General features: G+C 62.1%; 19 protein-coding genes and 3 pseudogenes. 18 read left to right on the forward strand and 4 right to left on the reverse strand.

Annotation, left to right across the window (positions count from 1 at the left end):
* Positions 1-92 precede the first annotated feature (92 nt).
* Positions 93-2,048 carry a polysaccharide biosynthesis protein gene (locus tag ACP7A3_RS17795; RefSeq protein WP_426256784.1) on the reverse strand — a complete coding sequence of 652 codons (1,956 nt, stop codon included), beginning with the start codon at positions 2,046-2,048 and terminating at the stop codon, positions 93-95.
* A 54-nt stretch (positions 2,049-2,102) separates the two neighbouring features.
* Complete coding sequence (locus ACP7A3_RS17800) at positions 2,103-2,663, reverse strand: sugar transferase (RefSeq protein ID WP_426256783.1); 561 nt, start codon at positions 2,661-2,663, stop codon at positions 2,103-2,105.
* Between the two features lie 97 nt (positions 2,664-2,760).
* Here ACP7A3_RS17800 and ACP7A3_RS17805 point away from each other — a divergent pair, with 97 nt between their 5' ends.
* The 17 genes from ACP7A3_RS17805 (at position 2,761) to ACP7A3_RS17885 (ending at position 22,122) form a co-directional block, all read left to right on the forward strand.
* Entirely contained in the window at positions 2,761-3,618 is an 858-nt protein-coding gene (locus ACP7A3_RS17805) for an NAD-dependent epimerase/dehydratase family protein (RefSeq protein ID WP_426256782.1), read from the forward strand.
* A gap of 21 nt (positions 3,619-3,639) precedes the next feature.
* Positions 3,640-4,869: a glycosyltransferase family 4 protein gene (locus tag ACP7A3_RS17810; RefSeq protein WP_426256781.1), complete on the forward strand. Its 1,230-nt coding sequence runs from the start codon at positions 3,640-3,642 to the stop codon at positions 4,867-4,869.
* Entirely contained in the window at positions 4,866-6,158 is a 1,293-nt protein-coding gene (locus ACP7A3_RS17815) for a hypothetical protein (RefSeq protein ID WP_426256780.1), read from the forward strand. The genes ACP7A3_RS17810 and ACP7A3_RS17815 overlap by 4 nt, the downstream gene beginning before the upstream one ends.
* 71 nt (positions 6,159-6,229) lie before the next feature.
* Positions 6,230-7,498 (forward strand): flippase, encoded by a 1,269-nt coding sequence (locus ACP7A3_RS17820; RefSeq protein ID WP_279333288.1) that lies wholly within the window; start codon positions 6,230-6,232, stop codon positions 7,496-7,498.
* 82 nt (positions 7,499-7,580) lie between these two features.
* A complete protein-coding gene (locus ACP7A3_RS17825; protein WP_426256779.1) occupies positions 7,581-8,567 on the forward strand; it encodes a hypothetical protein in 987 nt (328 codons plus the stop codon).
* 5 nt (positions 8,568-8,572) lie between these two features.
* Positions 8,573-9,916: a hypothetical protein gene (locus ACP7A3_RS17830; RefSeq protein ID WP_426256778.1), complete on the forward strand. Its 1,344-nt coding sequence runs from the start codon at positions 8,573-8,575 to the stop codon at positions 9,914-9,916.
* Between the two features lie 14 nt (positions 9,917-9,930).
* Entirely contained in the window at positions 9,931-10,425 is a 495-nt protein-coding gene (locus tag ACP7A3_RS17835) for an acyltransferase (RefSeq protein WP_426256777.1), read from the forward strand.
* Between the two features lie 168 nt (positions 10,426-10,593).
* Positions 10,594-11,619, forward strand: a complete 1,026-nt coding sequence (locus ACP7A3_RS17840) for a glycosyltransferase family protein (RefSeq protein WP_426256776.1) — start codon at positions 10,594-10,596, stop codon at positions 11,617-11,619.
* Positions 11,620-11,642: 23 nt separating this feature from the next.
* Positions 11,643-12,758 (forward strand): glycosyltransferase family 4 protein, encoded by a 1,116-nt coding sequence (locus ACP7A3_RS17845; protein ID WP_426256775.1) that lies wholly within the window; start codon positions 11,643-11,645, stop codon positions 12,756-12,758.
* Positions 12,759-12,820: 62 nt separating this feature from the next.
* Positions 12,821-13,834 carry a glycosyltransferase gene (locus tag ACP7A3_RS17850; RefSeq protein ID WP_426256774.1) on the forward strand — a complete coding sequence of 338 codons (1,014 nt, stop codon included), beginning with the start codon at positions 12,821-12,823 and terminating at the stop codon, positions 13,832-13,834.
* A 20-nt stretch (positions 13,835-13,854) separates the two neighbouring features.
* Positions 13,855-15,243 carry an O-antigen ligase family protein gene (locus ACP7A3_RS17855; protein WP_426256773.1) on the forward strand — a complete coding sequence of 463 codons (1,389 nt, stop codon included), beginning with the start codon at positions 13,855-13,857 and terminating at the stop codon, positions 15,241-15,243.
* Positions 15,244-15,297: 54 nt separating this feature from the next.
* Positions 15,298-16,008: a polysaccharide biosynthesis/export family protein gene (locus ACP7A3_RS17860; RefSeq protein WP_426256772.1), complete on the forward strand. Its 711-nt coding sequence runs from the start codon at positions 15,298-15,300 to the stop codon at positions 16,006-16,008.
* A gap of 10 nt (positions 16,009-16,018) precedes the next feature.
* On the forward strand, positions 16,019-18,229 hold the full coding sequence (locus tag ACP7A3_RS17865; RefSeq protein ID WP_426256771.1) for a GumC family protein: 2,211 nt from the start codon (positions 16,019-16,021) through the stop codon (positions 18,227-18,229).
* 5 nt (positions 18,230-18,234) lie between these two features.
* Positions 18,235-19,449, forward strand: coding sequence for a hypothetical protein (locus ACP7A3_RS17870; RefSeq protein ID WP_426256770.1), 1,215 nt, complete (start codon positions 18,235-18,237; stop codon positions 19,447-19,449).
* A 160-nt stretch (positions 19,450-19,609) separates the two neighbouring features.
* Positions 19,610-20,737, forward strand: coding sequence for a GDP-mannose 4,6-dehydratase (gmd, locus tag ACP7A3_RS17875; protein WP_426256793.1), 1,128 nt, complete (start codon positions 19,610-19,612; stop codon positions 20,735-20,737).
* A gap of 10 nt (positions 20,738-20,747) precedes the next feature.
* Complete coding sequence (gene fcl / locus ACP7A3_RS17880) at positions 20,748-21,701, forward strand: GDP-L-fucose synthase (protein ID WP_426256769.1); 954 nt, start codon at positions 20,748-20,750, stop codon at positions 21,699-21,701.
* Between the two features lie 58 nt (positions 21,702-21,759).
* Positions 21,760-22,122 carry a hypothetical protein gene (locus ACP7A3_RS17885; RefSeq protein ID WP_426256768.1) on the forward strand — a complete coding sequence of 121 codons (363 nt, stop codon included), beginning with the start codon at positions 21,760-21,762 and terminating at the stop codon, positions 22,120-22,122.
* 369 nt (positions 22,123-22,491) lie between these two features.
* Here ACP7A3_RS17885 and ACP7A3_RS17890 read toward each other — a convergent pair.
* Positions 22,492-23,282: pseudogene (locus tag ACP7A3_RS17890) on the reverse strand (IS630 family transposase).
* A gap of 55 nt (positions 23,283-23,337) precedes the next feature.
* Here ACP7A3_RS17890 and ACP7A3_RS17895 point away from each other — a divergent pair.
* Positions 23,338-24,142: pseudogene (locus ACP7A3_RS17895) on the forward strand (IS5 family transposase).
* Between the two features lie 26 nt (positions 24,143-24,168).
* On the opposite strand, the pseudogene ACP7A3_RS17900 reads toward ACP7A3_RS17895, so the two are convergent.
* Positions 24,169-24,917, reverse strand: a pseudogene (locus tag ACP7A3_RS17900) (IS5 family transposase).
* Between the last annotated feature and the right edge of the window lie 133 nt (positions 24,918-25,050).

Here is a 25,050-nt window from a genome sequence, read left to right on the forward strand (position 1 = left end):
TCTTCTTCCGCGTTCGGGGTTTTGTTGTGGGGGCGGGGGGGGGGGGGGGGGGGGGGGCCCCCCCCCCCCCCCCCCCCCCGACCCCGTGGCGCTCAACAGGGGGGCAAGCCGGCCCTGTTCTCTTCCTGGCGTAGGGTGACGAAGTCGACGAGCGGACTGGTAGGGCTGAACTCCACGACGAGTTTCAGTAGCAACTCGCGTGCTGCCTCCGGTTCTCCACATTCGATCATCTGCTGAAGCTCTGCGATTTCGTCGCGCAATATGTTCCAGTTGATAAAGGGTTCGTTCGCACGCAGGATGCGCGCATGCCCCGAAGGACTGGGGCTGTTGCCGATCAACAACTCCTCATACAGTTTTTCACCTGGCCGCAGCCCGACATACTCGATCGCAATATCGCCATCGACCGACCCTTCCTCTCGGACACGCAGCCCGGACAGTTCGATCATCGAACGGGCAAGGTCAACGATCCGCACCGGCTCGCCCATGTCGAGCACGAACACATCGCCCCCCTGCGCCATCGCACCGGCCTGGATCACAAGCTGCGCAGCTTCGGGAATAGTCATGAAATAGCGCGTAATCTCGGGATCGGTGATCGTGATTGGTCCGCCCGCGGCAATCTGACTGCGGAATAAGGGAACAACCGACCCGCTCGACCCCAGGACATTGCCGAACCGTACCATGCAAAATTGTCCGGCCGTCCCGTCGGCATGAAGCGCCTGGATGATAATTTCGGCGAGCCGCTTCGTCGCGCCCATCACATTGGTCGGCCGGACTGCCTTGTCCGTGCTGATGAGAACGAAGCTCGCGACGTCGTGCACGCGTGCCGCGGTGGCGACATTCAGCGTGCCGAGAACATTGTTGGCAAGCCCTTCGAGAATATTATGCTCGACCAGCGGCACATGCTTATAAGCCGCAGCGTGATAGATGGTATAGGGCCGCCACGTCGCGATGATCTCATCGATCCTGCGGTAATCGCGCACGGTCGCCAGTAGCGGAACCAGGTGATGGGCGTTTGCCGTGCCCGCAGCCATGCTGCGGAGCAATTCCTGGTGAATCGCATATAGATTATATTCGCTGGAATCGACGATAAGAAGAATTTCCGGCGACAGGCGTGCGATCTGTCGGCAGATCTCGCTGCCGATCGACCCGCCCGCACCCGTCACCAGCACGACTTTGCCGGTGATGTTCCGACGCAGCAGCCCCTGGTCCGGCGGGATCGGCGCGCGGCCGAGTAGATCCTCGATCTCCAACTCCTTGAGGTCGCTGAAGGATACGCTGCCGGTTGCCAGCTGATCGACGCCTGGAACGGCGCGGACATGCATTCCGGACCGTTTCAACTGAGCAATGATCTCGTTTCGTCGGGCACGGCTTGCCTTGTTGATGGCCAGCAGGACGTCGGTCGCCCCCTTACGATCACGCAGGAAATCAATTTCGGTCGGCGAATAGACCCTCTTGCCGTTGATCGTCGCTTTCCACAGTGAACGATCGTCGTCCACAAAGCCGAGGACATGGACCTGACCGCTGAGCTGAAGAGCCGATGCAACCTGCCTGCCCGAAAAACCGGCGCCGTAGATCAACACTCGCGGCATGTCCTTGGCCGTGCTTCGGCCGGCGTCGCCACTGCGATAACTGTGCCCCAACCATCCACCAGCGGTCGCACGAAATCCCACGACCATAAGCAGCAAGACGATAGGCTGTAACAACCCGAGCGTGCGTGGCACGCCGGGAATGCCGATATAAGTATAGATCAGGATATAAGGAATCGAATAGATCGCGACCGCTTTGGTGATGGTGAGCATCGCGGCATTTCCCGTATAACGGAAAATAGCACGATACAGCCCCAGGCCGATGAAGATCGGTAGGGCGAGCAAGATGGCGGTGACGACCGCGTAGGCCGTGGGACCGAAAAGCGGCGCCCACTCGTTCGTTCGCAGATAATAAGCGACATGGACGCTTGTCGCGCAGAGCAATGCGTCACCGGCTAACACGATCAGCTTTTTAGCAGGGCGCGGCAAGGCAAGAATACGCTCGGAAACCGATACAGCCACGGTGACTTTATCCTAAAAAATACATATAGCTTCGTTCGATTTCTACCTGGACAATCAATGTGTCACGCTTTTATCGCCCAGAAGCCTTGCGGCAGTCTTCAGGATTATGGCTAAGTCCATCACTAGGGAGTGCCGCTCCAGATATTCACGATCATAGGCGACCTTAACCGGGATAGACAGTTCGTCGCGTCCGTTGATCTGCGCCCATCCGGTAATCCCGGGGCGCAGCGCGTTGACGCCGGCCTTCTCGCGCAAAGAGATCAGGTCGTCCTGATTGAACAAGGCGGGACGCGGTCCGACAAAGCTCATTTCCCCACGAAGGACGCTCCACAATTGCGGGATCTCGTCCAGGCTTGTCCGGCGCAGGAAACCGCCGATCGGGGTCAGAGCCGCACGGGCGTCCTGCATCAGATGGGTGGCCAGCGCCGGAGTACCGACACGCATGGTCCGAAACTTGGGCATGCGGAAGATGCGTCCGTCCCGACCGACACGATCGGACCAGTAGAGAGCCGGACCAGCAGACGTCCAGCGGACAGCAATCGCGATTGCCAGGGCGACCGGCATCAGGACAATCGCCGTCATTATTGCCAAAGTCAGATCGATGGTCCGTTTCACGATGGCTCCTGCCCCCTAATCCCTATTGCGCAATATTCGGTCGCGCAGTTGAGGGAAAGGGCTGTTATTACGCCAATGCCCGACTATAGCGGCAAGGATGAGGCCGGATGCGGAAATCCTGGTGATTGGTGGCGGCAGCCGGATTGCCGCCCTTCTCGCCGATCATCTGGGCGACCGGGCTGCATGCGTCACACGAAGGCCCACGGGGCGCAACAATGAAATCCTTGTCGCCGATTATGCCGATGTCCCGCCGACCTGCTTTGCCAGCCGGCGATGCGTCGTCAACTGCGTCGGCACGAGCGAGGGCGATGCGGCGACCCTTGAGCAGGTCAATGTCGCCACCCCGCTCGCGATCGCCCGTGCCGCAAGGGATGCCGGTGTGCGGCACATGATCCATATTTCCTCATTTTCGGTTTATGGGGCCGCGCGGACGATCGATCGGACGACCACCGAGCGGCCAACCGGGGATTATGGTCGATCCAAGCTCGCCGCGGATCGCGCACTCCGCGATCTTGCGACGCCCGATTTCGACGTGACGCTTTTGCGTCTCCCCTTGGTTTATGGCGGGCGGACACGAGGGAAGCTCGAACAATTGATCGGCCTGTGGTCGCGCCTGGGTATTTTGCCGGTTCCTGCGGTCGATGTGCGACGCGCCATGATCGGTGTCGACCTATCGGCGCAGGTCGTGCTTCAGCTTATCGACGCACCGAAAACCCATGTGGTGCTTGCGGCGGATCCATCCCCGTTCACCTATTCCGGTGTCGCTCAGGTACGCCCCGGACTTCGCCGCCTACCGCTCGGACGGGCCGTGACCACACTGGTCGAACGCCTTGCCCCTAGTATCGGTAGCCGACTGTTCGCCGACAGCGCTTTGGCGGATAGTGACAACGCCGCCATACGCTATGGCCTGTCGTCGCGATTATATCGTGATATTGCGGCGATCGCCCCCCTCTGACCGAATGATGCGAGCGAGCCGATGCCGAAGCCACGCCTGTGGGTCGTGTCCGAACTTTATTATCCCGAACAGACATCGACTGGCTATTTCCTGACCGAGATTGCCGAAGGCCTGGCCGATGTGTTCGATGTGCAGGTCATCTGCGGCAAGCCGAGCTATAGCGAACGGGGCATCGCCGTCGTCCGTACCGAAGAGCGGCATGGGACGGTCATCCACCGGATGCACGCCACCCATTTCAACAAGGATCGGCTCGTTCTGCGGACCGTCAATGCGTTGACGCTGGCGGTTGCCGCCTCTGTCTTCGCCCTAGTGCGATTGCGACGCGGCGACCGGATGCTGATTGTCACCAACCCGCCCACCTTGCCGCCCATTCTGGCGCTGATCGCCCGGCTGCGCGGCGTTCGCAGCTATCTGCTGGTGCATGACGTCTATCCCGAAGTGCTGGCGGCTACGGGCATGATGAAGCCGAGCGGGACCGCGTGGCGTATCGCAGGGGCATTCTTCAATCGCACGCTGGGCTGGTTCGACAGGATCGTGGTCCTCGGACGCGACATGCAGTCGCTGATCGATCGCAAGGTCGCTGCAGGCCATGGTCGCGCGGCAACGACCATCATTCCCAATTGGGGCGACGTCGACGAAATCCGTCCTATCGTCCGCGCCGAAAATCCCTTTGCGATCGAGCATGGTCTGGTTGACCGCTTCGTCATTCAGTTTTCGGGCAATATCGGTCGGACCCACGATGTCGAACTGCTTCTGGACGTCGCGCGACGTGTCGAGGACCTACCGCATGTCGTGTTCCTTTTCGTCGGCTATGGCGGGCAGGCGGGGACGGTTGCAGCGCGCGGGGGCGCGAACCTGCGCTATCTGCCGCGGCAACCGCGCGAACGGTTGAATGCCATGCTTGCCTGTTCCGATGCGACGGTTATCGCGTTCAAGCCCGCAATGAACGGGGTGTCGGTGCCGAGCCGCATGTACAATGTGATGGCCGCTGGCGTGCCGATCGTCGCGATCGCCGATGCCGATGCCGAACTGTCGCGCACCGTGGTCGAGAACGACGCCGGGTGGCAGCTTGCGTCGGGCGATGCCGATGGCCTTGAGGCACTGATCCGCCACCTGGCCGGACCGGATGGCCGTACCGAGGCAGCGACCCGCGGTTTGAACGCGCGTCGCGCACTCGAACCCCAATACACCTTGCCGCGCATCGTCGCGCAATATCGCGCGCTGCTGTCCGACCCGCAGGCCGGCGCATGAGCGAACTCGTTCGGCGACAGATACTAGGCGGGCTGCTTGCCGGATCGGTCTCGGCCTCGACCGCGACTGGTCCCGGGACGTTCGACAAGGCTGCGTCCCATCCCTGGCTGGCGCTGCTAGCCGCTAGTGCGACGTCGGTCTTGGACTTTATCCCGGAACGGCTTCATGCCACGATCCGTGCCGAGCGCTGCGCCGAGGATTTGGCGCCATATATCAATGCGGCGGTCCGTGCCGTTCTGGCTCAACCGAGCGGGGGCACGCTGTTCTTTCCGCGTGGCGCCTACCCCGTCAGCGAAATCGATGCGACGAACAGCGACCCCGCGCAATTTTCCAAGGCCCTCTCGATCGTCGGTGAGGGGCGCTTTGCCACGTCGATCCGTCCGGCGGGACCAGGGGCGGTCCTGCTGAATGCTGCCGGACGCAACAACATGATGGTCCAGTCGATCCAGTTCCTGTCGGCCGCTCATGAATCGCAGGCCGCCATCTATCTGTGCCGTACGGAGGCCAGCCCGAATTGTAACGGCAATCGCTTCTTCGACGTCCTGATCAGCGGCAATTATCGCGTCGCTTCGGTCGTCTCGATCGCGGCGGAAAGTACGTCCTGGACGATGTCGCGCTTCGAGAATGTCAACACTGCATCGCGCCATCGCTGCTTTGCGACGTCCAACCGGCCTCAAGCCGTTCCGGTGCGCACTCGCGCGACGCTTCGCCCAGTCGCCAGTTCCAATACAGACAATGTCATGACGGACTGTGAATTCTACGCCCCCTTCCCCATGGCGGCCCCGCTGCTGTTCGCCGAATCGGCCGCCTATGTGATGCAAGGGTGCACGGTCATCACGGGCGAGGCGAACGGGTCGCGGCTGGCAACCTATCGGCCCGACGGCACCGTCTTCAACGGCCCCGTCACCTGGAATGCACCGCATTTTGAGGTTTTCGGGCGCGACAACATCGTCCACTTCCTCGATGCGCCCGCCAATGTGTCCTATTTCCGTTCGATCAATTCTTTCGGGGGCAACTATGTCGTCGGCGATGGCACGACGCTGCTCGGCTATGATCGAAGCGGCAACCGGCAACCCGTGTTGATGGCATCGACCTGGGCGGTCCCGTCTGTGCCCTGGAATGTCCATGATATCCGGTTCGAGACATTCGGCCTCTCTCAGGCGGTGATCGATTTCCAGCTGGGGGACGATGTCGGCGCGGTCGATATTACCGGCTATGCAGCCAATTCCCGGATAACGGCCGCGCGGAGAACAATCGCGCGTACTGTCACGAATTCGGGCACCCCCTGAACGATGCTGTCCCGTCGAACCACAATTTCCGGCGTGCGGTACGATCCGCTACGCAAGCATGGAGCATATTCTTGAGCAGGCGTCGTATCGTTGCAGTCAACGCCGGGTGGCTGGTGTCCGACCGCGTGTTCAGGCTAGGCATCAGTTTCGTGGTCGGTATTCTTATTGCCCGCCACCTGGGACCAGACCGGTTCGGCTTGCTCAGCCTTGGCCAGATGCTGCTGACGATGGTGATGCCGCTCGCAACCTTCGGCTTGCCCGATATCTTGGTGCGCGAATTCGCCAAGGCCGAGCGTTCACCTGCGGTGGTGCTCGCCACCGCCTTGCGATTGCGGATGCTTCTGGCGATCGTGTCACTGGTCGTTATGACGCTGCTCGCCTTCATTCTGCGTGGCAGCGATTCCACGACACTCCTCGTAGTGATTGCATACGGCCTGTCCTTCATTCCTCAAGCATTTGACACAGTCGAAAGCCGCTTTCAGTCGCTCAATCGGGTCGGTGCGATCTCGACTATGCGGATGATCAGCACCGGCGTTTTCGGGCTGATCCGCGTCGCGGCGGTCATGCTGGATTTTGACGTCATAACCTTTGCGGCACTTTTCTCGCTGGAAATCGCGTTCGTGTATACGCTGGCCTGGTTCCAGGGACGGCGTTACGACCTGGAACTCGATCTTGGCGCATGGGACCGGGACGAGTCGCGCTTCCTGCTGCGCGAAAGCTTTCCGCTCGCCCTGCGGCTGCTGACCATCGGTATCTATATGCGTGTCGATCAATTCGCGATTGCATCCCTGCTGGGTGATCGCGATCTCGGCGTTTATTCGGTAGCGACGCGGATCTCGGAACTCTGGTATTTCGTACCCGTGTCGATCATCGCGGCCGCAATGCCCAGCCTGACACAGCAATATCAGGTTTCACTGGAACAATATGAACGCAGTCTAGGCCGTCTGCTGAGGCTGTTGATCCTAATGTCGGTCCCTGCGGCGCTCTTCATCTCGCTCTTCTCCGGTTTCATTCTGAATATCCTCTTCGGACCGGCCTATGCCGCGGCTGCGCTGCCGTTGTCGATCCAGGTGTGGGCGGGGGTATTCGTTGCCATGGGGGTCGGCGCGAACCCGTGGTTCATCAACACCGGCCATATTCGCTACGGCCTGTATCAGGCCGTGGCAGGAGCCATTGTCGGGATCGTCTTTAACCTGCTGCTGATACCACGCTATGGCTTGGTCGGGGCATCGATGTCGCTGGTGGCAAGTCAGGCGGTATCTGCCGTATTGCTGAATGCGGTGTTCGGGCGTACCCGGTCCTTGTTCCTGTTGCAGGCGAAGGCATTCATTCTGCGCTGACCAAAGAGGAGCGGGCGCTAGGCGGTTGGCGAACCGAGAACGCTTGTGGCACGGGGCAGCAGCCTCTTGCCGGACATGACTGATGAAGGCCGTCTTGATGCGAAGCGCGATACTGCTGATAACCTTCAACCGCCCGGAACCCACGAAGCGGGTGATCGAGGCACTGCGGGGCGTCCGTCCGTCCAGGATCTATATCGCCTCCGACGGACCGCGCGCCGGGCGTGCCGACGACGTCACCAACATTGCCGCCGTGAGGGCACTGACCGCGACGATCGACTGGGAATGCGAGGTCAAGACGCTCTTCCGCGAACGGAATGTGGGATGTCGCGAAGGACCAGCCAGCGCCATCGACTGGTTCTTCTCGCACGAGAGCGAAGGTATCATCCTCGAAGACGACTGCCTGCCTGCGGAAAGCTTCTTTCAATATTGCGATGAGTTACTCGAGCGGTTCCGCGATGACGAACGGATCGCGCAGATCTGCGGATCCGCATTCGTGCCGTCTCCCGTACCAGACCGGGATTACTGGTTTTCCAAATATGCCGATATCTGGGGCTGGGCGACCTGGCGCCGCGCATGGTCGCAGGTCGATCTCGACATGGCGGACTGGCCGGCGTGGCGCGATCGGGGCGAGCTGGCCCGCCTGCCCGGCGCCACCCCTGCGTTTATCGACTATTGGACTCATCTTTTCGATGTCACCTATGATGGTCGGCTGGCGGATTGCTGGGATTTCCAGTGGATGCTGACCTGTTGGCAGCGTGGTTGGTTGAGCATCGTGCCGAGGGTGTCGCAGATTACCAATATCGGCTTCGACGGCGATGCCACGCACACATCGGGTTACGACCGGCTGAACCCGGCGGTCCGGACGCCGTCAGGCACGCTGACATTCCCGCTGCGTCACAATGACAATGTCCGCACTTATCCCTCGGCCGAACGCGCGCATGGCCGGATCCGCTATTCGCTGAGCGCCGCATCGGAGGGTGCCGCGCGGGCAAGGCAGATACCGATCCTGGGCAATGCCCTGGTTGCTTCTGTCAAGATGGTGCGCGCCACTATCGCAAAGCGAGGCTGAACGCTGTGTTGCTGCTGCTGGTCATCGTCCTGGGCGCCCTGCTAGCTCTTTTGTGGAGTTGGGGCGGGCCGGTGCGTGCACTGCTGATCGCATGGCTGGTGTGTCTTGCTCCGACCGCCTTAGGGATAGTCAGCTACGACTATCTGGTTTTCACCGGAAATAATTATCTATTCGTGATCGCGGCTTCGATCGGTGCGTTTCTCATCGGTGCGGCCATGGTCCAGCTACCTCCCAATCGCTACGGCCAACCAAGTGCGGCAAGTCCGGTCCAAATCGATTTCGCGGCCGATTATGCCCGCTGGCGGCGGATCGGTACGTGGTGCCTGCCCATTGCGGCCATATCGATCATCATGACCGCGCTTAACATCGTGACCAGCGGTCTCGATCTGTCCAACCTGGCGGCGGTGCGTGCCGACGTTATCGACATGACGGGGGCCACGGTTTGGGCGCGGATCGCGGCAGTCACTACATGGGCGTGTTTCCTATGCCTTGGCCTGGGCATTTATTTTCGCAGCGAGATGGGACCCTGGCGCGCGGCGCTATACATGTCGATGGCATCCGGCATCTTTCTGAACATGTTATCGTTGGCCGGGCGCAATGCCGTGCTCCAGCTTATTCTGTTCTGCCTTGCGCTGGAGGCAACGCGCACTTATCGTCGGCGCGCGGCCGGCCACGACAATGCGTCGAGTCTGTCAAGCCGCCTGGCGATCGGGGGCGCCGGGGCGTTCTACATGCTGTTCATCACGCTCAATCGGTCGAGTGATGGCGGCGCGGGTGATCGCAACGCCACCCTGTACCGCTTGTTCAACGCCAACCTGTCTCCGAAGCTGGACGCCGCCCTTGACTATGTTCCGTTCCTGAAATCGACGATTGTCGAATTCATTCTGTACGTTACCCATACCGCGCCCCTATTCGCCATCTCGATGCGGGTCGATTTCGGCCGCCATTTCTACGGCATCTTCTCCTTCCCCTTCCTGCTGCGACAGCTGGAGCCCATTTTCGGCCATAGCGTCGCAGCCGCGCTCGACCTGAAGCGCCTGTATATCCAGAGCGCGGGCGTGATCGGATTTGGCTGGACGACGGCACTGTCCAGCTTCATCATGGACTTTGGCTATGTCGGCTGCATCGTGGTGATGTTCGTACAGGGCTTTAGCAGCCAATATATTTGGCGCATCACACGCGCTGGTGGAAACTTCGCCTTCGTGATGATGAATGTCCTGATGATCATTAGCGCCGCCTTCATCCCGTTTTTGCCGTTCTTTTCGGATACTGGCCAGTTCCTGTTGATGATTGCACTGCTGTCCTTCGCCTTTGCGCTGCGCAACAAGACGGCGGGCGCGCAGGGCTGACGGCGAAGGCGTCTATGTTTCTTCATCTTGTCCAGTTCCTTTTGCGGCTGCTGCCGCCCACCCGGCTGTTCGGGTTCCGTCGTGCGGTGCTACGCGCGGCGGGAGTTGACCTGGCCGACGATGCGCGGGTGTGCGGCGATGGCTGGTTCTACGGGCGGGGAAGCGTGACGATCGGCCGAGGAAGCTGGATCAGTCCGCGTGGTGTCTTCTATTCGCATCCGGCCGCAACGATCGTGATCGGCGAGCGATGCGACATCGGTCATGAGGTCAGCTTCGTGACCGGCAGCCATGATTTGGGCCCCGCCTCGCGTCGGGCGGGCACGGAAAAGGCGTTGCCGATCACGATCGGCGACGGCTGCTGGATCGGAGCCCGCTGCACCGTGCTGGGGGGGGCGACCATCGGCGCGGGGACCATCGTCGCTGCGGGCGCGGTCGTCGTCGGGCCTCTGCCCCCCAATGTTCTTGCCGCGGGTGTTCCAGCTGCAGTCAAGCGCGTGCTGGAAGGATAAGTGATGGACCGCCGCGATCGACGTATCGTGTTCTTCTATTCCAACGCCCTGCCCGAGGCGGTGCGGGTTCGGCGCGGGATCGTCACCGACAGCCCGGCCGCGACGCGCAAGATCCTCGCCATGGGCCGGGCGCTAAGGACCGCGGGCGCGCGCGCGATAGTGGTCAGCATGGCGCGCGGTCCCGGTCGTGGTGGTCGGTTCCATCGCGGCGGCATAACGCGGGTCGGTGGTGTGCCCGTGGTTTACGGGCCTTTGTGGGACGTCCCCGTCGCGTCCCAACTGCTCAGTGCGTTGTGGCTCGCCTGGTTCGCGTGGCGGGTGGCGCATCGCTCGCGCGGGGTCCGCCATCTCTTCTACAATCAGATGTCGCTTTACCTGCCAGCGTTGCACGCGCTGACGCTGCGTCGCGCCGCCATATCGGTCGACATCGAGGATGGCCCGCTTTCGGCCAGCGAGGCCGCCTATTCGCGGCGTGGGACCGATGCCTCGGCGGCATTTGCACGCTATGCAACCCATGGCGCGATCCTGGCCACGACGCGCCTGGCGCAGGGAACGCCCATTCGGCCGGTCCAAACCTGCTACGGCGCGGTACCCGAGCCCGTGGCGATCCGCCCCGAACGTTTCGCGGACGGGCCGCTGTGCGTCATGCTGGCCGGGTTCATCAATCAGGACACCGGACAGACGCAGTTCGAGGCAGCTCTGGAGCAGATGCGCGCGCTGCGCGATCCAGCGTTCGATCAGCTGCGCTTTGAAATCGCCGGAGCGGGCCCCGGTATCGATGCATTGCGCCGTTTCGAAGACGGCGCGTGTCCCGATGTCCGGATCCATGGACGGCTCGATGCCGCAGGCTATGCCGCGTTGCTGGGCCGTGCGCATGTCGGACTGTCGCTGAAGCCGGTTGGCGGTGGCGTGTCCGAAACGACATTTCCGTCCAAGACGGTCGAGATCGCCGAAAACGGACTGGCGCTTATTGCCACCGACATCAGCGATGTGAAAGCGGTGTTCGGTGATGCGGCCTGGTATCTGGAAACCACCGATCCCAACGAACTAGTGGCCTGCATCCGCCGAGCCGCGACCGATCGTGCGACCGTTCTTCAACTGGCCATGGCAGGGCAACGGCGCATGATCGAAAATCTATCCTATCATGCCGTCGGGCGAACGTTGAGCAACTTCCTCTACGGCGGGACGGCATAATGCGCATCTGCTGTTGGCAACCCGTGCTGACCGCCCACCAGTCGCACACGCTGCGGGGACTGGCCGATGCCGCTCAGGCTTCCTTGCGTGTCATCGCCTGCGCACCCGATATTGCGGCTCGCCGCGATCAGGGATGGACAACCGATGCCGCATCGGTCGTGCCGGTTGAAATCCTGCCCGATCAGGATTGGCAGGCCCGTATTCGGGCAATCCTTCGGGAAGAACGCGACAGCATCCATATCTTCGGGAGCCCATTCGAGCGGTCGCGTCAAAATATCGCGCTTGGACTGGCGTTGTGGCACAAGCTCGAAACCTATCTCATTTCCGAACCCTACTCCCCGGTCGCGACGGGATATCTGGCCGATGCGCCGCGGTGGAAGGAACGGGTCAAGACCTTCCTGCGCCCTCGCCTATATGGCCTCTATGGTCAGTTGCTGCGCGGGCGGCTGAGCGGCGTGTTTGCGATTTCCCCGGCGGGCGTCCGGCAATATCGACGCATGGGCATCGCGACGGATCGGATTTTTCCGTTCGGCTATTTCGTACCGCTGGATCCCGCTCCACAAGCTCGGCCCGTGGCGAGCGGCGGATTGAAGGTCGCGTATCTCGGGTCGTTCATCGAGCGCAAAGGCGTCGATACCCTCGTTGCTGCATTCGACAGACCCGAAATGGTCGCATGCGGGGCAACGCTAACGCTATATGGCGGCGCTCCGGCGGCAGGCGCGGCTCTTGAGGGAGAACGGGTGCGATATGGCGGTCGTCTGCCCTTCGGGGCGGTAGGAGCAGCGCTCGCTGCGCACGACCTGCTCGTGGTGCCCAGCCTGTATGATGGTTGGGCCGTTGTCGTGAACGAAGCGATCGGCGCAGGCGTGCCGGTTCTCGCATCGGACATGGTGGGCGCTGCCGCCATGGTCGCGCAGAATGGTTGCGGTGACACGTTCCCGCCCGGAGATGCGGGAGCGCTGGCCCGTTCGATCGCGAAGATCGCGGCGGATCCGGCCCACTTACAGGGCTGGCGTGACCACACCGCCGCGCTCGCCGGATTGCTGCAACCGATCGTGGCGGGCACCTATATGCGCGATTGCATCGCGGCCACGCACGCCGGCACCGCCCCTCCCCCAGCCCCTTGGTACACGGCATGAGTCCCATATCCCGCTCGGTCACAGTCGCGGCGACCAACATTCAGGGTCTGGGTGCGACCCAGTTGCTGTGCTCGCTGCTTCCCGCGTTGCAAAGGGTGGGTACGCCCTCGCTCGACACCGTCTGGCTTCCCGCACGCGGCGACGCGGCCGACGCGCCGACGGGTTCCAGCGCGGTCCGCGTCCAACACTATGCGCGCCGCCTGCCTAATGCCCTGTCGCGCGTGATCGAATGCATGACCACCGGGCGACGGATCGCCCGGGGCGGCGACCTGCTGGTGCTCGGCGACCTGCCCTACCGTCAGGGCGCACGGCGACAGGTCGTGTTCGTGCAGACACCGTTCCTGCTGGCCGGCAGCCGCAGCGCCTCGGCGATCACCAATCTAAAGTCGGCGATCAGTCGCGCGCTGTTCCGCGCCAATCTTTCGCGGATCGACCGGGTCGTCGTGCAGACGACGACGATGGCTGATGGATTGCTCGCCACCTATCCCGAACTGGCCGGCCGGATCACGATCATCGCGCAGCCCGCACCGGCATGGCTGTTGGCAACGCCCCCCGCCCCGCTACCAGCGCGCGCAGCAGGGACACCGCTGCGGTTGTTCTTTCCGGCATCGCCCTATCCCCACAAGAATCACCAGTTGCTGGGCCAGGCCCTGGCCGATTGCGGCGACGTCGTTTCGCTTGACTTGACGATTGCCGACGACGCCACAGCGGTCGGCCATGATCCCCGTATCGTCCGTCACGGAACACTTGGTCCCGACGCGATGATCGCACGCTACCGTGCTTGCGATGCGCTGGTGTTTCCTTCGCTCCAGGAAAGCTATGGCCTGCCGCTGGTGGAGGCGATGTTCCTGGGATTGCCCGTTCTGGCCGCCGATCTCCCCTATGCGCACGCGCTGTGCGGCGACAGCGCCATCTATTTCGATCCCAACGATCCTGGTGCATTAGTGGCCGCGATCCAGACGTTGCGTGCGCGTCTGGACGCGTCGTGGCGTCCCGATTGGACAACCCAGCTCGCTGCGATTCCACGCGATTGGGACGAAGTGGCGCAACGGATGCTCGCCCTGTTCACGGATTGATCCGGTTCGACGTGCGGCCTATGAACACGACCAGCATGCTAAAATCCCGTTCGACAAACCGCCGGTTGCAGATCGGTCCGATCTTCGCGCTCCTGTGCCTGATGCTAGCGGCGATATGGCTGGCCGGGGGGGCATCGCGGCCCGACGTCCTGGGTCAGGTGGTCGTGCGTAGCGTCGCGACCCTGGTACTGGTCATGGCGGTTCTCTTCGGGCCCGCTCCCGCCTGGCGCCAAGGGCGTCCGGTCGTCTTGCTGTTCGCAGCGATCGTGACGCTGGTCACGGTGCAACTCATACCATTGCCCCCGGCAATCTGGACTTCGCTGCCCGGCCGCGGCCTGCTCCTCAATGCCTCGGCGATCACTGGCGCCTCACAGCCCTGGCGACCGTTAACGGTGGTGCCGGGCGCAACCTGGAATGCCCTTTATGCCTTGATGGTGCCAGGCGTCATTCTGGTCCTAGCCCTGATGCTGGACGAACGCGATCGTCGCTATCTGCCTGATGCCCTGCTGGTCATGGTTATTGCCATGGCGCCTGTCGCCGTCCTGCAATTTTCCGGCACGGGATTGGAGAACCCCCTGGTCAACGACACAATCGGCCAGCCCAGCGGCAATTTCGCCAATCGCAATCACTTTGCACTTTTTCTGGCGATGGGATGCATGATCGCACCAGTATGGGCGGTACGCTCCGAACGCGCCATGCGCTGGAAAATGCCGATCGCCGGCGCCTTGATGCTGTTGTTCCTGCTGGCGATCCTGGCCAGCGGTTCGCGCGGGGGCCTGTTGCTCGCCGGGATAGCCCTCTTCGGAGCATTGGCGCTGGTACGGCGCGATCTCCATGCGGTCGTCCGGCTCGGACCGCGCTGGCTTTATCCCGTCCTGATCGCGCTGATCGTCACAGCTGTCGCCGGCATCATCTTCCTCAGCGTCGCAGCTGATCGGGCCGTGGCGATCAATCGGATCTTCGCTGTCGATGCGGGCAGCGACATGCGTGTGCGCGGGTTGCCGACCGTGCTGTCGATGATCGGCACATATTTCCCAGTAGGCAGCGGCTTTGGCGGCTTCGATCCGATCTTTCGCATCCATGAACCGATGGCGTTGCTGCGCCTCACCTATTTCAACCATGCCCATGACGACTGGCTTGAGGTCTTGCTGGACGGTGGGGTCGGTGCGCTGCTTGTCCTGCTGATGGCCTTTGGATGGTGGCTGTGGGCCAGCGTCCGGGTGTGGCGTCGTCCGCGCGATGAAGCCATTCTGCTCGGACGACTGGGGTCTGGACTCCTGTTGCTAATGTGGATCGCAAGCGCGTTCGACTATCCGTCCCGTACGCCCATCATGATGATGATCATCACATTGGCGGCGTTGTGGCTTCATTGGGGAAGTTCGGTACAGCGTTCAGCTTTACCCCGATAGGGTGAACATCTATAGCCCGGCTAATTTCCCATCAATTCGCGGAATTCATCGCGTATGCGCAAGACCTTCATCGCCCTTAGCTGCGCGATCCTGCTTACCGGTTGTGGCGTCCCCGAACCCATTCATTCCAACGGGCAACTGACCGTCGTCGAAGGCAGCGGTGTCCTGCCCCCGCCCGACCGCAGCGATCTGACTGCTGCCGACCGCCCGGCCCTGATTGGCCCGCTCGACACAATTGAGGTCGACGCCTTTGGCATCCCCGATCTGGGTCGGGAGATGCAGGTCGACGCCAGCGGGCGCATCGCAATGCCACTGGCCGGCACGATCGACGTTCGCGGCAAGACCGCGGCCGAGGTCGCTGCGGCGATAGAGGCCGCACTGCGTGGTCGGTATGTCCGCAATCCCCAGGTGACGGTGAACATCAAGAACTCGGTCAGCCAGGTAGTGACCATAGACGGAGCGGTTTCGGAACCTGGCCTGTACCCCGTCACCAACCAGATGACCTTGATGCGCGTGGTGGCGTCGGCCAAGGGACTTAACGAGTTTGCACGCCAGGAAGACGTCGTCATCCTGCGCACCGTCGGTACGCGCCGCATGGCGGGGTTGTACAATATCGCCGCGATCCGTCGCGGTGCTTATGACGACCCCCCCGTTTATGCTAATGATGTCATCATCGTTGGGGATTCGCCGCAACGTCGTCTCTTCCGCGACTTCGTCGCTCTCTCGCCGCTGCTCGCAGCGCCGCTGATCGCCGTCCTGCAGTAAGGGCCGTCTGATGAATCTGGTTATAACCAACCCGCGTGGTACCACGCCGGCCGGCCTTCCCGATCCCAAGATGCGGGATGTCGTCGGCGGTGATAATATGCACTTGCTGCGTCAGCTTCTGCGGATCTCTTATCGCTGGCGCTTTGTGATCATCGGGCTGACGGTTGCCTCACTCCTGCTCGGCCTGGTCGCAACGCTGTTGATGACACCGAAATACACGGCGACGGCAACCATCGAGATTTCACGCGAGTCCAATCAGGTCACCAATTTCCAGGGTGTCGAACGCGAAACGAGCCTGGCGGACCAGGAATTTTATCAGACCCAATATGGGCTGCTCCAGTCGCGGTCGCTGTCGGAACGGGTTGCGACCCAATTGCGCCTGGTTGACGATCCCGCCTTCTTCGAGCGCTTCGGCGCTGCCAAGAAAAGCCCGGATTTCCAGCAGGTCAATGGCCGCTATGCGGTCGCCGGCCGCGCGACGCGGTTGCGCGTGGCGGGTGAGGTGTTGCGTCGCAACCTGAATATCAATCCGACCCGCCTGTCTCGCCTGGTCCAGATCAGTTTCATCAGCCCCGATCCGGCCTTTTCCGCACGCGTCGCCAATGCGTGGAGCGATGCGTTCATCCAGATGAACCTAGAGCGCAAGGTCCAGGCCACATCCTATGGCCGCAACCTGCTCCAGCGTGAACTCGCGCAGGCCAAGGAACGCCTCGACGAGTCCCAGCGCCAACTGGTGGGCTATGCCTCGGCCCAGCGTATCATCAACCTGCCCGGGCAGACGACGGCCAACGGCACGACATCGGAACGCTCGCTCGTAGCCGACGAACTGGCCGCACTGACCAGCGCCCTGTCGCAGGCGACGGCCGACCGTATCGCCGCCCAGGCACGGTCCCAGGCGGGTGGTGCATCGGGGACCTCGAGCGAGGCGCTCCGCGACCAGACGATCAGCAATCTGCGCCAGCGTCGCGCGGAACTAGCGGCGGAATATCAGCGCCTGATGGTGCAGTTCGAGCCGGGCTATCCGCAGGCCCGGGCCCTTCAGTCGCAGATCAATCAGCTCGACCGGTCGATCGCGCGGGAAGAAGGCCGCGTGTCGGGGTCGGTTCAGGCCGAATACCGCCAGGCGATGGAGCGTGAAAATGCGCTTCGCTCGCGCGTCGAAAGCCTTAAGTCCAGCTTCCTGGATGTGCGTCGCCGCAGCATTCAATATAATATTTATCAGCAGGAAGTGGATACCAACCGCGCTCTGTATGACGGGCTGCTGCAGCGGTTCAAGGAAATCGGCGTCGCTGGCGGGGTCGGTATCAACAACGTTTCCGTCGTCGATCCGGCGGAAATCCCGCAATATCCCTCGAGCCCTCGCCTGATGCTCAACCTCCTGCTGTCCCTACTGATCGGCCTGGGGCTGGGGTCCGCACTTGCCTTCGCGCTGGAGCAGATCGACGAAGCCATTGCCGATCCGGCCGAAGTGGAACGGCGGCTCAATCTGCCGCTACTGGGTTCGGTGCCGAAGATCGGCATCGAACCCAAGGATGCGTTGCTCGACCGCAAGTCGGAAATGGTCGATGCCTATCTGGCCATTCAGACCAATCTGGCCTTCACGACCGCGCATGGCGTGCCGCGCTCGCTGGCAATCACGTCGACCCGCCCGGCCGAAGGTAAATCGAGCAGTGCGCTGGCGCTAGCGACCATGCTCACGCGTGCGCGCAAGAAGGTGGTGTTGGTCGACGGCGACATGCGCTCGCCGTCCGTGCACCAGCTCGCCAATATCAGTCACGATCGTGGGTTGAGCAACTTCCTGGCCGGCCAGGACGACGTCTCACCGCTGCTTTTCCAGATGCCGGAACTGGGGTTCGACGTGATGACCTCCGGGCCGCTCCCACCCAACGCGGCCGAACTGTTGACGGGCAGCCGGTTGCCCATGCTGATCGAACGGCTGCTCGAGCTATATGATCACGTCATCATCGACTCTCCGCCGGTGATGGGCCTGGCCGATGCGCCGCTGATCGCCAGCCGTGTCGAGGGCACGGTCTATGTGGTGGAGTCGCACGGTATCCGCTCCAGCATGGTCCGCACTGCGCTTGGTCGCCTGGCCGCCGCGAACGTTCATGTCATAGGCGGTATTCTCACGAAGTTTGAGGCCAGCAAGGCGGATTATGGCCGTGGCTATGACTATGGTTATGGCTATGGTCGTAGCCAGGAAGACCGCGCCGCACGCTGATGAAAATGCGTCCGATCCATCATGCCGCGCCCCGTCGAACGCCTGTCGAATGGGGTATTCGGGGTGGCATTGCCGTCGGCGCGCTTTTCCTAGGCTGGGCGGCGGTCACGCATTCGCTGGGCTATACACTGCGGGACAGCCGCCCCGAACTGGCCTATTCGCTCTCATCGCATGACGGCCGGATCGGGGCGCTGTTGTCGGCAGCGCTTTCTAGCACGGAGGTGGACAAGGCAACGCGGGAGCGTTCCGACCGGATCGCCCGACAGGCCCTGGTTCAGGATCCGACGGCCGTTGCGGCTGTCGCCACGCTGGGTATCAATGCCCAACTGCGGGGCGATACCGGCCCGGCACGCCGGATTTTTGCCTATGCCAATCAGCTGTCCCGTCGCGATCTTCGCACGCAATTATGGGCAATCGAGGATGCCGTAAGCCGGAACGATATTCCGGGGGTGCTGAACAATTATGACATCGCGCTCCGAACATCTCGCTTTGCGCCCGCGTTATTGTACCCGGTTCTCAATGCAGCGATCGCCGACGATAAAATCGCCGATGGCATGGTCGCCTTGTTGGCGAAGCGGCCCCCTTGGGGGAACGATTTTCTGAACCAGGCGGCGCTGGGCGGCAATCCGGTCGCCACGGCCGCTCTGTTGAGAAAGGCCCGCCGCGCACACGTCGCGGTGCCCCTCTCGGCCGATACGATAGTCATCGATGCCTTGAGCCATAAGCAGCAATATGATCTGGCTTGGGCGCATTATGCCGCGATCACGGGCGCCAACCGGCAGCAATCGCGTGACCCGCACTTCACCGCCGCCCGGACATCGATATCTCTGTTCGACTGGAAGCCGGTACTTGACGATGCGGGCGTGACCGCGACATTGCTGCCTGGCGGTTTCGAATATGTCGTCTCGCCTATGGCTGGCGGCGTGGTTCTGCAACAGGCTCAGGTCCTGCCGCCCGGCACCTACACCCTGTCGGGACGCGCGACCGGCATCGATTCTGCGTCGGGCGCGCGGGGATATTGGGTCGTGCGTTGCATCGGCGGAGCCGAGCTTGCCCGCGTCCCCCTGCCTGGATCGATCGCCGAAGGCCGCTTTGAAGGTCGCGTCAACATTCCCGCCACCTGTCCGGCCCAATATCTCGAGCTGACGGTACAGGCAGGCAACCAGTCGAGCGATGTTTCGGGACAGGTTTCCGAGGTGCAGCTCTTGCGCCGTCCGTAGGAACCGGCAATGTCGTGGTCATCTGACCGCGCACGCCATTGTTGCTAATCGCATCGCTGCCGCTATTCGGGCAGGATGGGTGATTGATATGTTGCCATCCTTGATGAGAAACCGATCGAGGAAAGCGCCTCTGATCGCACGAGATACGAAGGGAAGAACGTTGAGCGGGAAGAAGGTCGCACTCATCACCGGCATCACGGGCCAAGACGGTTCATATTTGGCTGAGCTGCTGTTGGAAAAGGGCTATGAGGTTCATGGCATCAAGCGGCGCGCGTCGCTGTTCAATACCCAGCGTATCGACCATATCTATCAAGATCCCCATGCGGCGTCGCCCGACCTGAAGCTGCATTATGGCGATCTGTCCGACACGTCCAATCTGACGCGTATCATTCAGGAAATCCAGCCTGACGAGGTCTACAACCTCGGTGCGCAGAGCCACGTCGCGGTCAGTTTCGAGGCGCCGGAATATACCGCCGATGTTGATGGTCTGGGTACGCTTCGACTGCTGGAGGCGATCCGCTTCCTCGGGCTCGAAAAGAAGACGCGCTTCTATCAGGCGTCGACGTCGGAACTTTATGGCCTGGTCCAAGAAATTCCCCAGCGCGAAACGACCCCCTTCTATCCGCGTTCGCCTTACGCCGTCGCCAAGCTTTATGCGTATTGGATCACGGTCAATTATCGTGAAGCATATGGCATGTATGCCTGCAACGGCGTGCTGTTCAACCACGAGAGTCCGCGCCGCGGCGAGACGTTCGTGACCCGCAAGATCACGCGCGGCCTCGCGAATATCGCGCAGGGCCTTGAATCATGCTTGTACATGGGCAACATCGATTCACTGCGCGACTGGGGCCATGCCCGCGATTATGTTCACATGCAGTGGCTGATGCTTCAGCAGGAAACCGCCGAAGACTTCGTCATCGCGACGGGCGTGCAATATTCGGTGCGTGAGTTCATCACCTGGTCAGCCCAGCATCTCGGCATCACGCTTCGCTTCGAAGGCGACGGCGAAGCGGAAATCGGCATCGTCGAGGCGGTCGAGGGCGACGATGCCCCGGCGGTCAAGGCGGGCGACGTCATCGTACGGATCGATCCGCGATATTTCCGTCCGGCTGAGGTCGACACACTGCTGGGCGATCCGACCCGCGCCAAGGAAAAGTTGGGCTGGGTGCCGGAAACCAGCGTGCAGGACATGTGCGCCGAGATGGTGGCCGAGGATCTGAAGGCCGCAAAGCGGCATGCTCTGCTCAAGCAGCATGGTTACCAGCTGCCCGTGTCGATCGAGTCCTGAGGAAGCGCAGATGCGGATTTTCGTAGCCGGTCACCGTGGCATGGTCGGTGGTGCCATTGCACGCAAGCTGACCGAGCGCGGGGCCGAAGTGGTGACCCGCACCCGTGCCGAACTGGACCTGACGGACCAGCACGCGGTCCGCGATTTCTTTGCGACCGAGGCACTGGATGGGGTCGTATTGGCGGCGGCCAAGGTCGGTGGCATCTATGCCAACAACACCTACCCCGCCGATTTCATTTACGAAAACCTGATGATTGAGTGCAATATCATTCATCAGGCATTCGCATGCGGCGTCCGCCGGCTACTATTTCTAGGTTCGTCCTGCATTTATCCGCGTGCCGTCGCACAACCGATGCGCGAAGATGCCCTGCTGACGGGCGTTCTCGAGCCGACGAACGAGCCCTATGCTGTCGCCAAGATCGCCGGCATCAAGCTGTGCGAAAGCTATAACCGACAGCATGGCACTGATTTCCGCAGCGTCATGCCGACCAATCTCTATGGCCCTGGCGACAATTTCCACCCCGAGAACAGTCATGTGATGCCGGCTTTGATCCGCCGTTTTCACGAAGCCGTCGAGTCACGGGTCGACAAGGTCGCGATCTGGGGCACGGGTACGCCGCGGCGGGAATTCCTGCATGTCGATGACATGGCGGAAGCGTCGCTGTTCGTATTCGAACTACCTGTGGAACGCTACCGCGCCAATACCGAACCGATGTTGAGCCACATCAATGTCGGCTATGGCGAGGATGTGACCATTGCCGACCTCGCACGATTGATCGCACAGGTCACCGGCTTTGACGGAGAGATCGTGTTCGATACCACCAAGCCCGATGGCACGATGCGCAAGCTAATGGATTCGAGCCGTATCGAAGCCATGGGATGGAAGCCTTCGGTCACGCTGGCCGATGGGGTTCGCGAAACCTATCAATGGTTCCTGGCGCATGTGGCGACGGCTGGCCGTTGAACCGTTGGGCGTGTAGATAGGCTAGGCGGATGGCGGTAAACGGTCTATGATCCGGACTATGCGTTGGATCATGCCGCTTGCTCTCCTGCTGTCCACCATGCCCGTTATGGCCCAAAATCGTCAGGATCGCGGACAGGCGCAGGAGATGCCGACACGTTCGGCCTCTCGGCTGCCCATGACCAGCCAAGGAGAAACGGCGCGGTCGTCAGTCGGGCAGGCTGGACAACGCCAAAGCCGTGAGCAAGTGGCGATCGACACCGGCATTGAACCCATGGGCCGGCTCAACAGGCGTATTCAAAACCGAGTGCAGTCGCGCATTCGCAATCGCATCGATCGCTATTATTCCCCGCAGGCCAATGCGACATCCCCGTTTGCGGTCGCAAGCGAGCAGGCGACCGGCACCGGACGATCGCGTCGCTGACGGCTTGCGCGTAAGGCCATGGCAAGGACCTGACACACCGACGCGCGCTCATGATGCCCCGACATCCTTCTGGCGACGCGCAATCCGTCCATGTCCGTGCTTGGGATGCGGTCGGGCGGCAGAGCCCAAACCCTTCGGAATGCGATGCCGTTGTCGGGGCGATCGGTAAGCGCCGCCCTGACGTCCGGATACCGCTGACACCATCGGTGAGCATCGTCTCAGCCACCTCGCGACAGCTAGCGATGGAGCAGAAGTGAAATATCCTACCCAATCTCGGAATCGCCGATCAGGGGGCGGGGATCACGGAATGGGCTACCCATCTATTCCCGCGCGGTACGGAAATTGAGGCCGGATTAGAGCCTTTTCCATTCAGTCTGCGTCATAGCCGCAGGAGCTGAAGTAATTGGTGCATTCCTGCGGCTGGAACAGGTCGACCAACCTGCCGATAAGAGAGCACAGGCCGGAGACGGTGCGCTCTCCGGCTTTGCGGAGCACGGCCTTGAGGCGGGCGAACGCCTTTTCGATGGGGTTGACGTCGGGGCTGTAGAGCCTGGCCCGGCGAAGGCCGGGGGCGGGAGAAATATGAGGCAGGCGCCGGCCACCTCGATCAGATCGCGGATGCTGGCGCGCTTGTGGCTGGACAGGTTGACCATGATGACAATGTCGCCGCGCCTGAGGTCAGGCACGAGCACCTGGTCGACATAGGCCTCGAACCAGTCGCCGTTGATCGGGCCATCGAGCACCATCGGCGCGACCATGCCGGTCATGCGCAGGCCTGCGACCAGCGTGGTCGTCTTGCGGTGGCCGTGCGGGTAGCTCATCCGCAGCCGCTCGCCCCGTGAGCAGCGGCCGTGGCTGCGGGTCATGTGGGTCGCCGTCCAGGTCTCGTCGATGAACACCAGCCGTGCGGGGTCGTGATCGAGCTGCCCGTCGAACCATGCCTCGCGCTGGCTACAAGACGTCGGCGCGGTCCGGCTCGATCGCGTGTCCCCGCCCTGCGCCTTGGCGGCATAGCCACCCGTTATGCGGCGCTGGTCGTGCCAGCGGATCACCGTCGCGGCCGCTACCCCGAACCGCCGCGCCGCAGCCCGGCAGCTCATCCCTTCGTCAACCGCGGCCAACTCTCGCGACCGCAGATCCATCGACAACGGCTTGCCCATCCATGCCGGCCTCCATCCAGCCAGCCCCGTGAATCAGATCAGCGCGCCCATGTGAATCCATCTTCGACTCAGGTCGGCCGGAAAACGCTCTAATGACCTGTTCTGGCTGACCGACGAGCAGATTCGCCGGATCGAGCCGTATTATTCATTGTCGCATGGCGTGCCGCGCGTGGATGACCGACGGATCGTCAGAGGGATCATCTTCGCGATCCGCAACGGTTTGCGCTGGCGGGATGCATCGGCGGCTTACGGCCCCCCAAGACGAACTACAACCGGTTCATCCGCTGGAGCCGGATGGGGATATTCAATCGCATCTTTGCAGGACTGGCAGCCGAGGGCGGGCCGCGGGATCAGTTGATGATAAATGCCACGCATCTGAAAGCACACCGGACGGCGGCCCGCCTGCTCAGAAAGGGGTTTAAGCGATGCTCTCGCCCCCGATGTATCGGGCGTACCAGGGATGGCCTGAACTCCAAGCTGCATGTCGTCTGCGATGATCGAAGACGCCCGCGCGCGATGCTCCTCACCGAAGGACAGAGAGCGACTACAAGGGAGCAGCCCTCATGTTGGAGGCGATACCGCCCGCTCCGGTTCCGCTCGCCGATCGCGGCTACGATGCCGACTGGTATCGGCAGGCCCTCGACACGCGCGGCACCGCGGCCTGCATCCCGTCACGCAAAGGCCGCGAGATGTCGATCCCACACGATGCCGTCTTCTACCGACGTCGCCACAGGATCGAGAACATGTTCGGCCGTCTCAAGGACTGGCGGCGTATCCACACCCGCTACGACCGATACGCTCACGCCTTCATGTCAGCCATCGCTCTAGCGGCAACCGTCATCTTCTGGATCAACCAATGAGTCCTGAGCCTAGGGCCCAGACTCATTCAGAGCCAGAATGCCAAGGCGGTGGCGAGGGCGCGTCTGAGAGGAAGTTGACAGCGAGTTTGTCGTAGCGGGTGGCTACACGGCGGAAGTCTTTAAGGCGGCAGCAGGCGTTCTCGATGAGGTGGCGTCCGGCGTAGCGCTGCTTGTCATAGCGGATGGCGCGCTTGCGGTTGCGCCGGCCGGGGATTGCCGGGACGGCACCGGCATCGCGGGCCAGGCGGCGGAGCCGAAGCGTCATAGCCCTTGTCACCGAGCAGGTAGCGCATGCGCCCGGCACGTTCGAGGAGGGCGGTCGCGGCCTTTACGTCGCTAACGTTGCCGGGCGTCAGCATCAGCGCATACGGACGGCCGATGACGTCGGTGAGCGCGTGGACCTTAGTGGTCCAGCCACCGCGGGAACGGCCGATCGCCTGTGCGAAACGCCCCCTTTTGCACCGAACGCGGCGCGCTGACCCTTGACGTAGGTGCTGTCGATTGCGGTGCTTTTCGTTTCCGCGCCTGCGTCTGCCAGCGCATCCAGCAGCTTGAGCCAGAAGCCCCGGTGCGACCATCGGTTGAACCGGTTGTAGACCGTCGTCGACGGACCGAACTCGGCCGGGCAGTCGCACCAGCGACAGCCGACCTTCAGCACGCGCAGGATGCCCGAGATCACCCGTCGGTCGTCTACTCGCCGCGCTCCGGGCTGGTTCTTTGGCAGGTGCGGCTCGATCGCCGCCCAAGCATCATCTGACAACCAGAACAGCGCCATCCCAGCACTCCCGTGGTCTACACCGGCAGTGAATCAGGAAAGCCGCTTCGCCTCAACCCGCTGATTGGGTTTGGACCCTAGTAGAAATTTATTGACACAGGATGACAAATACGTTGCCAATTAACACCTGGGT

It is taken from the genome of Sphingomonas sp. DC5200-1, assembly GCF_049897245.1.
GTDB lineage: Bacteria > Pseudomonadota > Alphaproteobacteria > Sphingomonadales > Sphingomonadaceae > Sphingomonas > Sphingomonas aquatilis.

Excerpts from the sequence above, each read along its gene's own strand:
- ACP7A3_RS17870 (WP_426256770.1), top strand. The coding sequence starts at position 18,235 with ATGCGTCCGATCCATCATGCCGCGCCCCGTCGAACGCCTGTCGAATGG.
- ACP7A3_RS17825 (WP_426256779.1), top strand. The coding sequence starts at position 7,581 with ATGAAGGCCGTCTTGATGCGAAGCGCGATACTGCTGATAACCTTCAAC.
- ACP7A3_RS17840 (WP_426256776.1), top strand. The coding sequence starts at position 10,594 with ATGGCGCGCGGTCCCGGTCGTGGTGGTCGGTTCCATCGCGGCGGCATA.
- ACP7A3_RS17885 (WP_426256768.1), top strand. The coding sequence starts at position 21,760 with ATGCGTTGGATCATGCCGCTTGCTCTCCTGCTGTCCACCATGCCCGTT.
- fcl (WP_426256769.1), top strand. The coding sequence starts at position 20,748 with ATGCGGATTTTCGTAGCCGGTCACCGTGGCATGGTCGGTGGTGCCATT.
- ACP7A3_RS17860 (WP_426256772.1), top strand. The coding sequence starts at position 15,298 with ATGCGCAAGACCTTCATCGCCCTTAGCTGCGCGATCCTGCTTACCGGT.
- ACP7A3_RS17805 (WP_426256782.1), top strand. The coding sequence starts at position 2,761 with ATGAGGCCGGATGCGGAAATCCTGGTGATTGGTGGCGGCAGCCGGATT.
- ACP7A3_RS17815 (WP_426256780.1), top strand. The coding sequence starts at position 4,866 with ATGAGCGAACTCGTTCGGCGACAGATACTAGGCGGGCTGCTTGCCGGA.
- ACP7A3_RS17865 (WP_426256771.1), top strand. The coding sequence starts at position 16,019 with ATGAATCTGGTTATAACCAACCCGCGTGGTACCACGCCGGCCGGCCTT.
- ACP7A3_RS17835 (WP_426256777.1), top strand. The coding sequence starts at position 9,931 with ATGTTTCTTCATCTTGTCCAGTTCCTTTTGCGGCTGCTGCCGCCCACC.
- ACP7A3_RS17810 (WP_426256781.1), top strand. The coding sequence starts at position 3,640 with ATGCCGAAGCCACGCCTGTGGGTCGTGTCCGAACTTTATTATCCCGAA.
- ACP7A3_RS17855 (WP_426256773.1), top strand. The coding sequence starts at position 13,855 with ATGAACACGACCAGCATGCTAAAATCCCGTTCGACAAACCGCCGGTTG.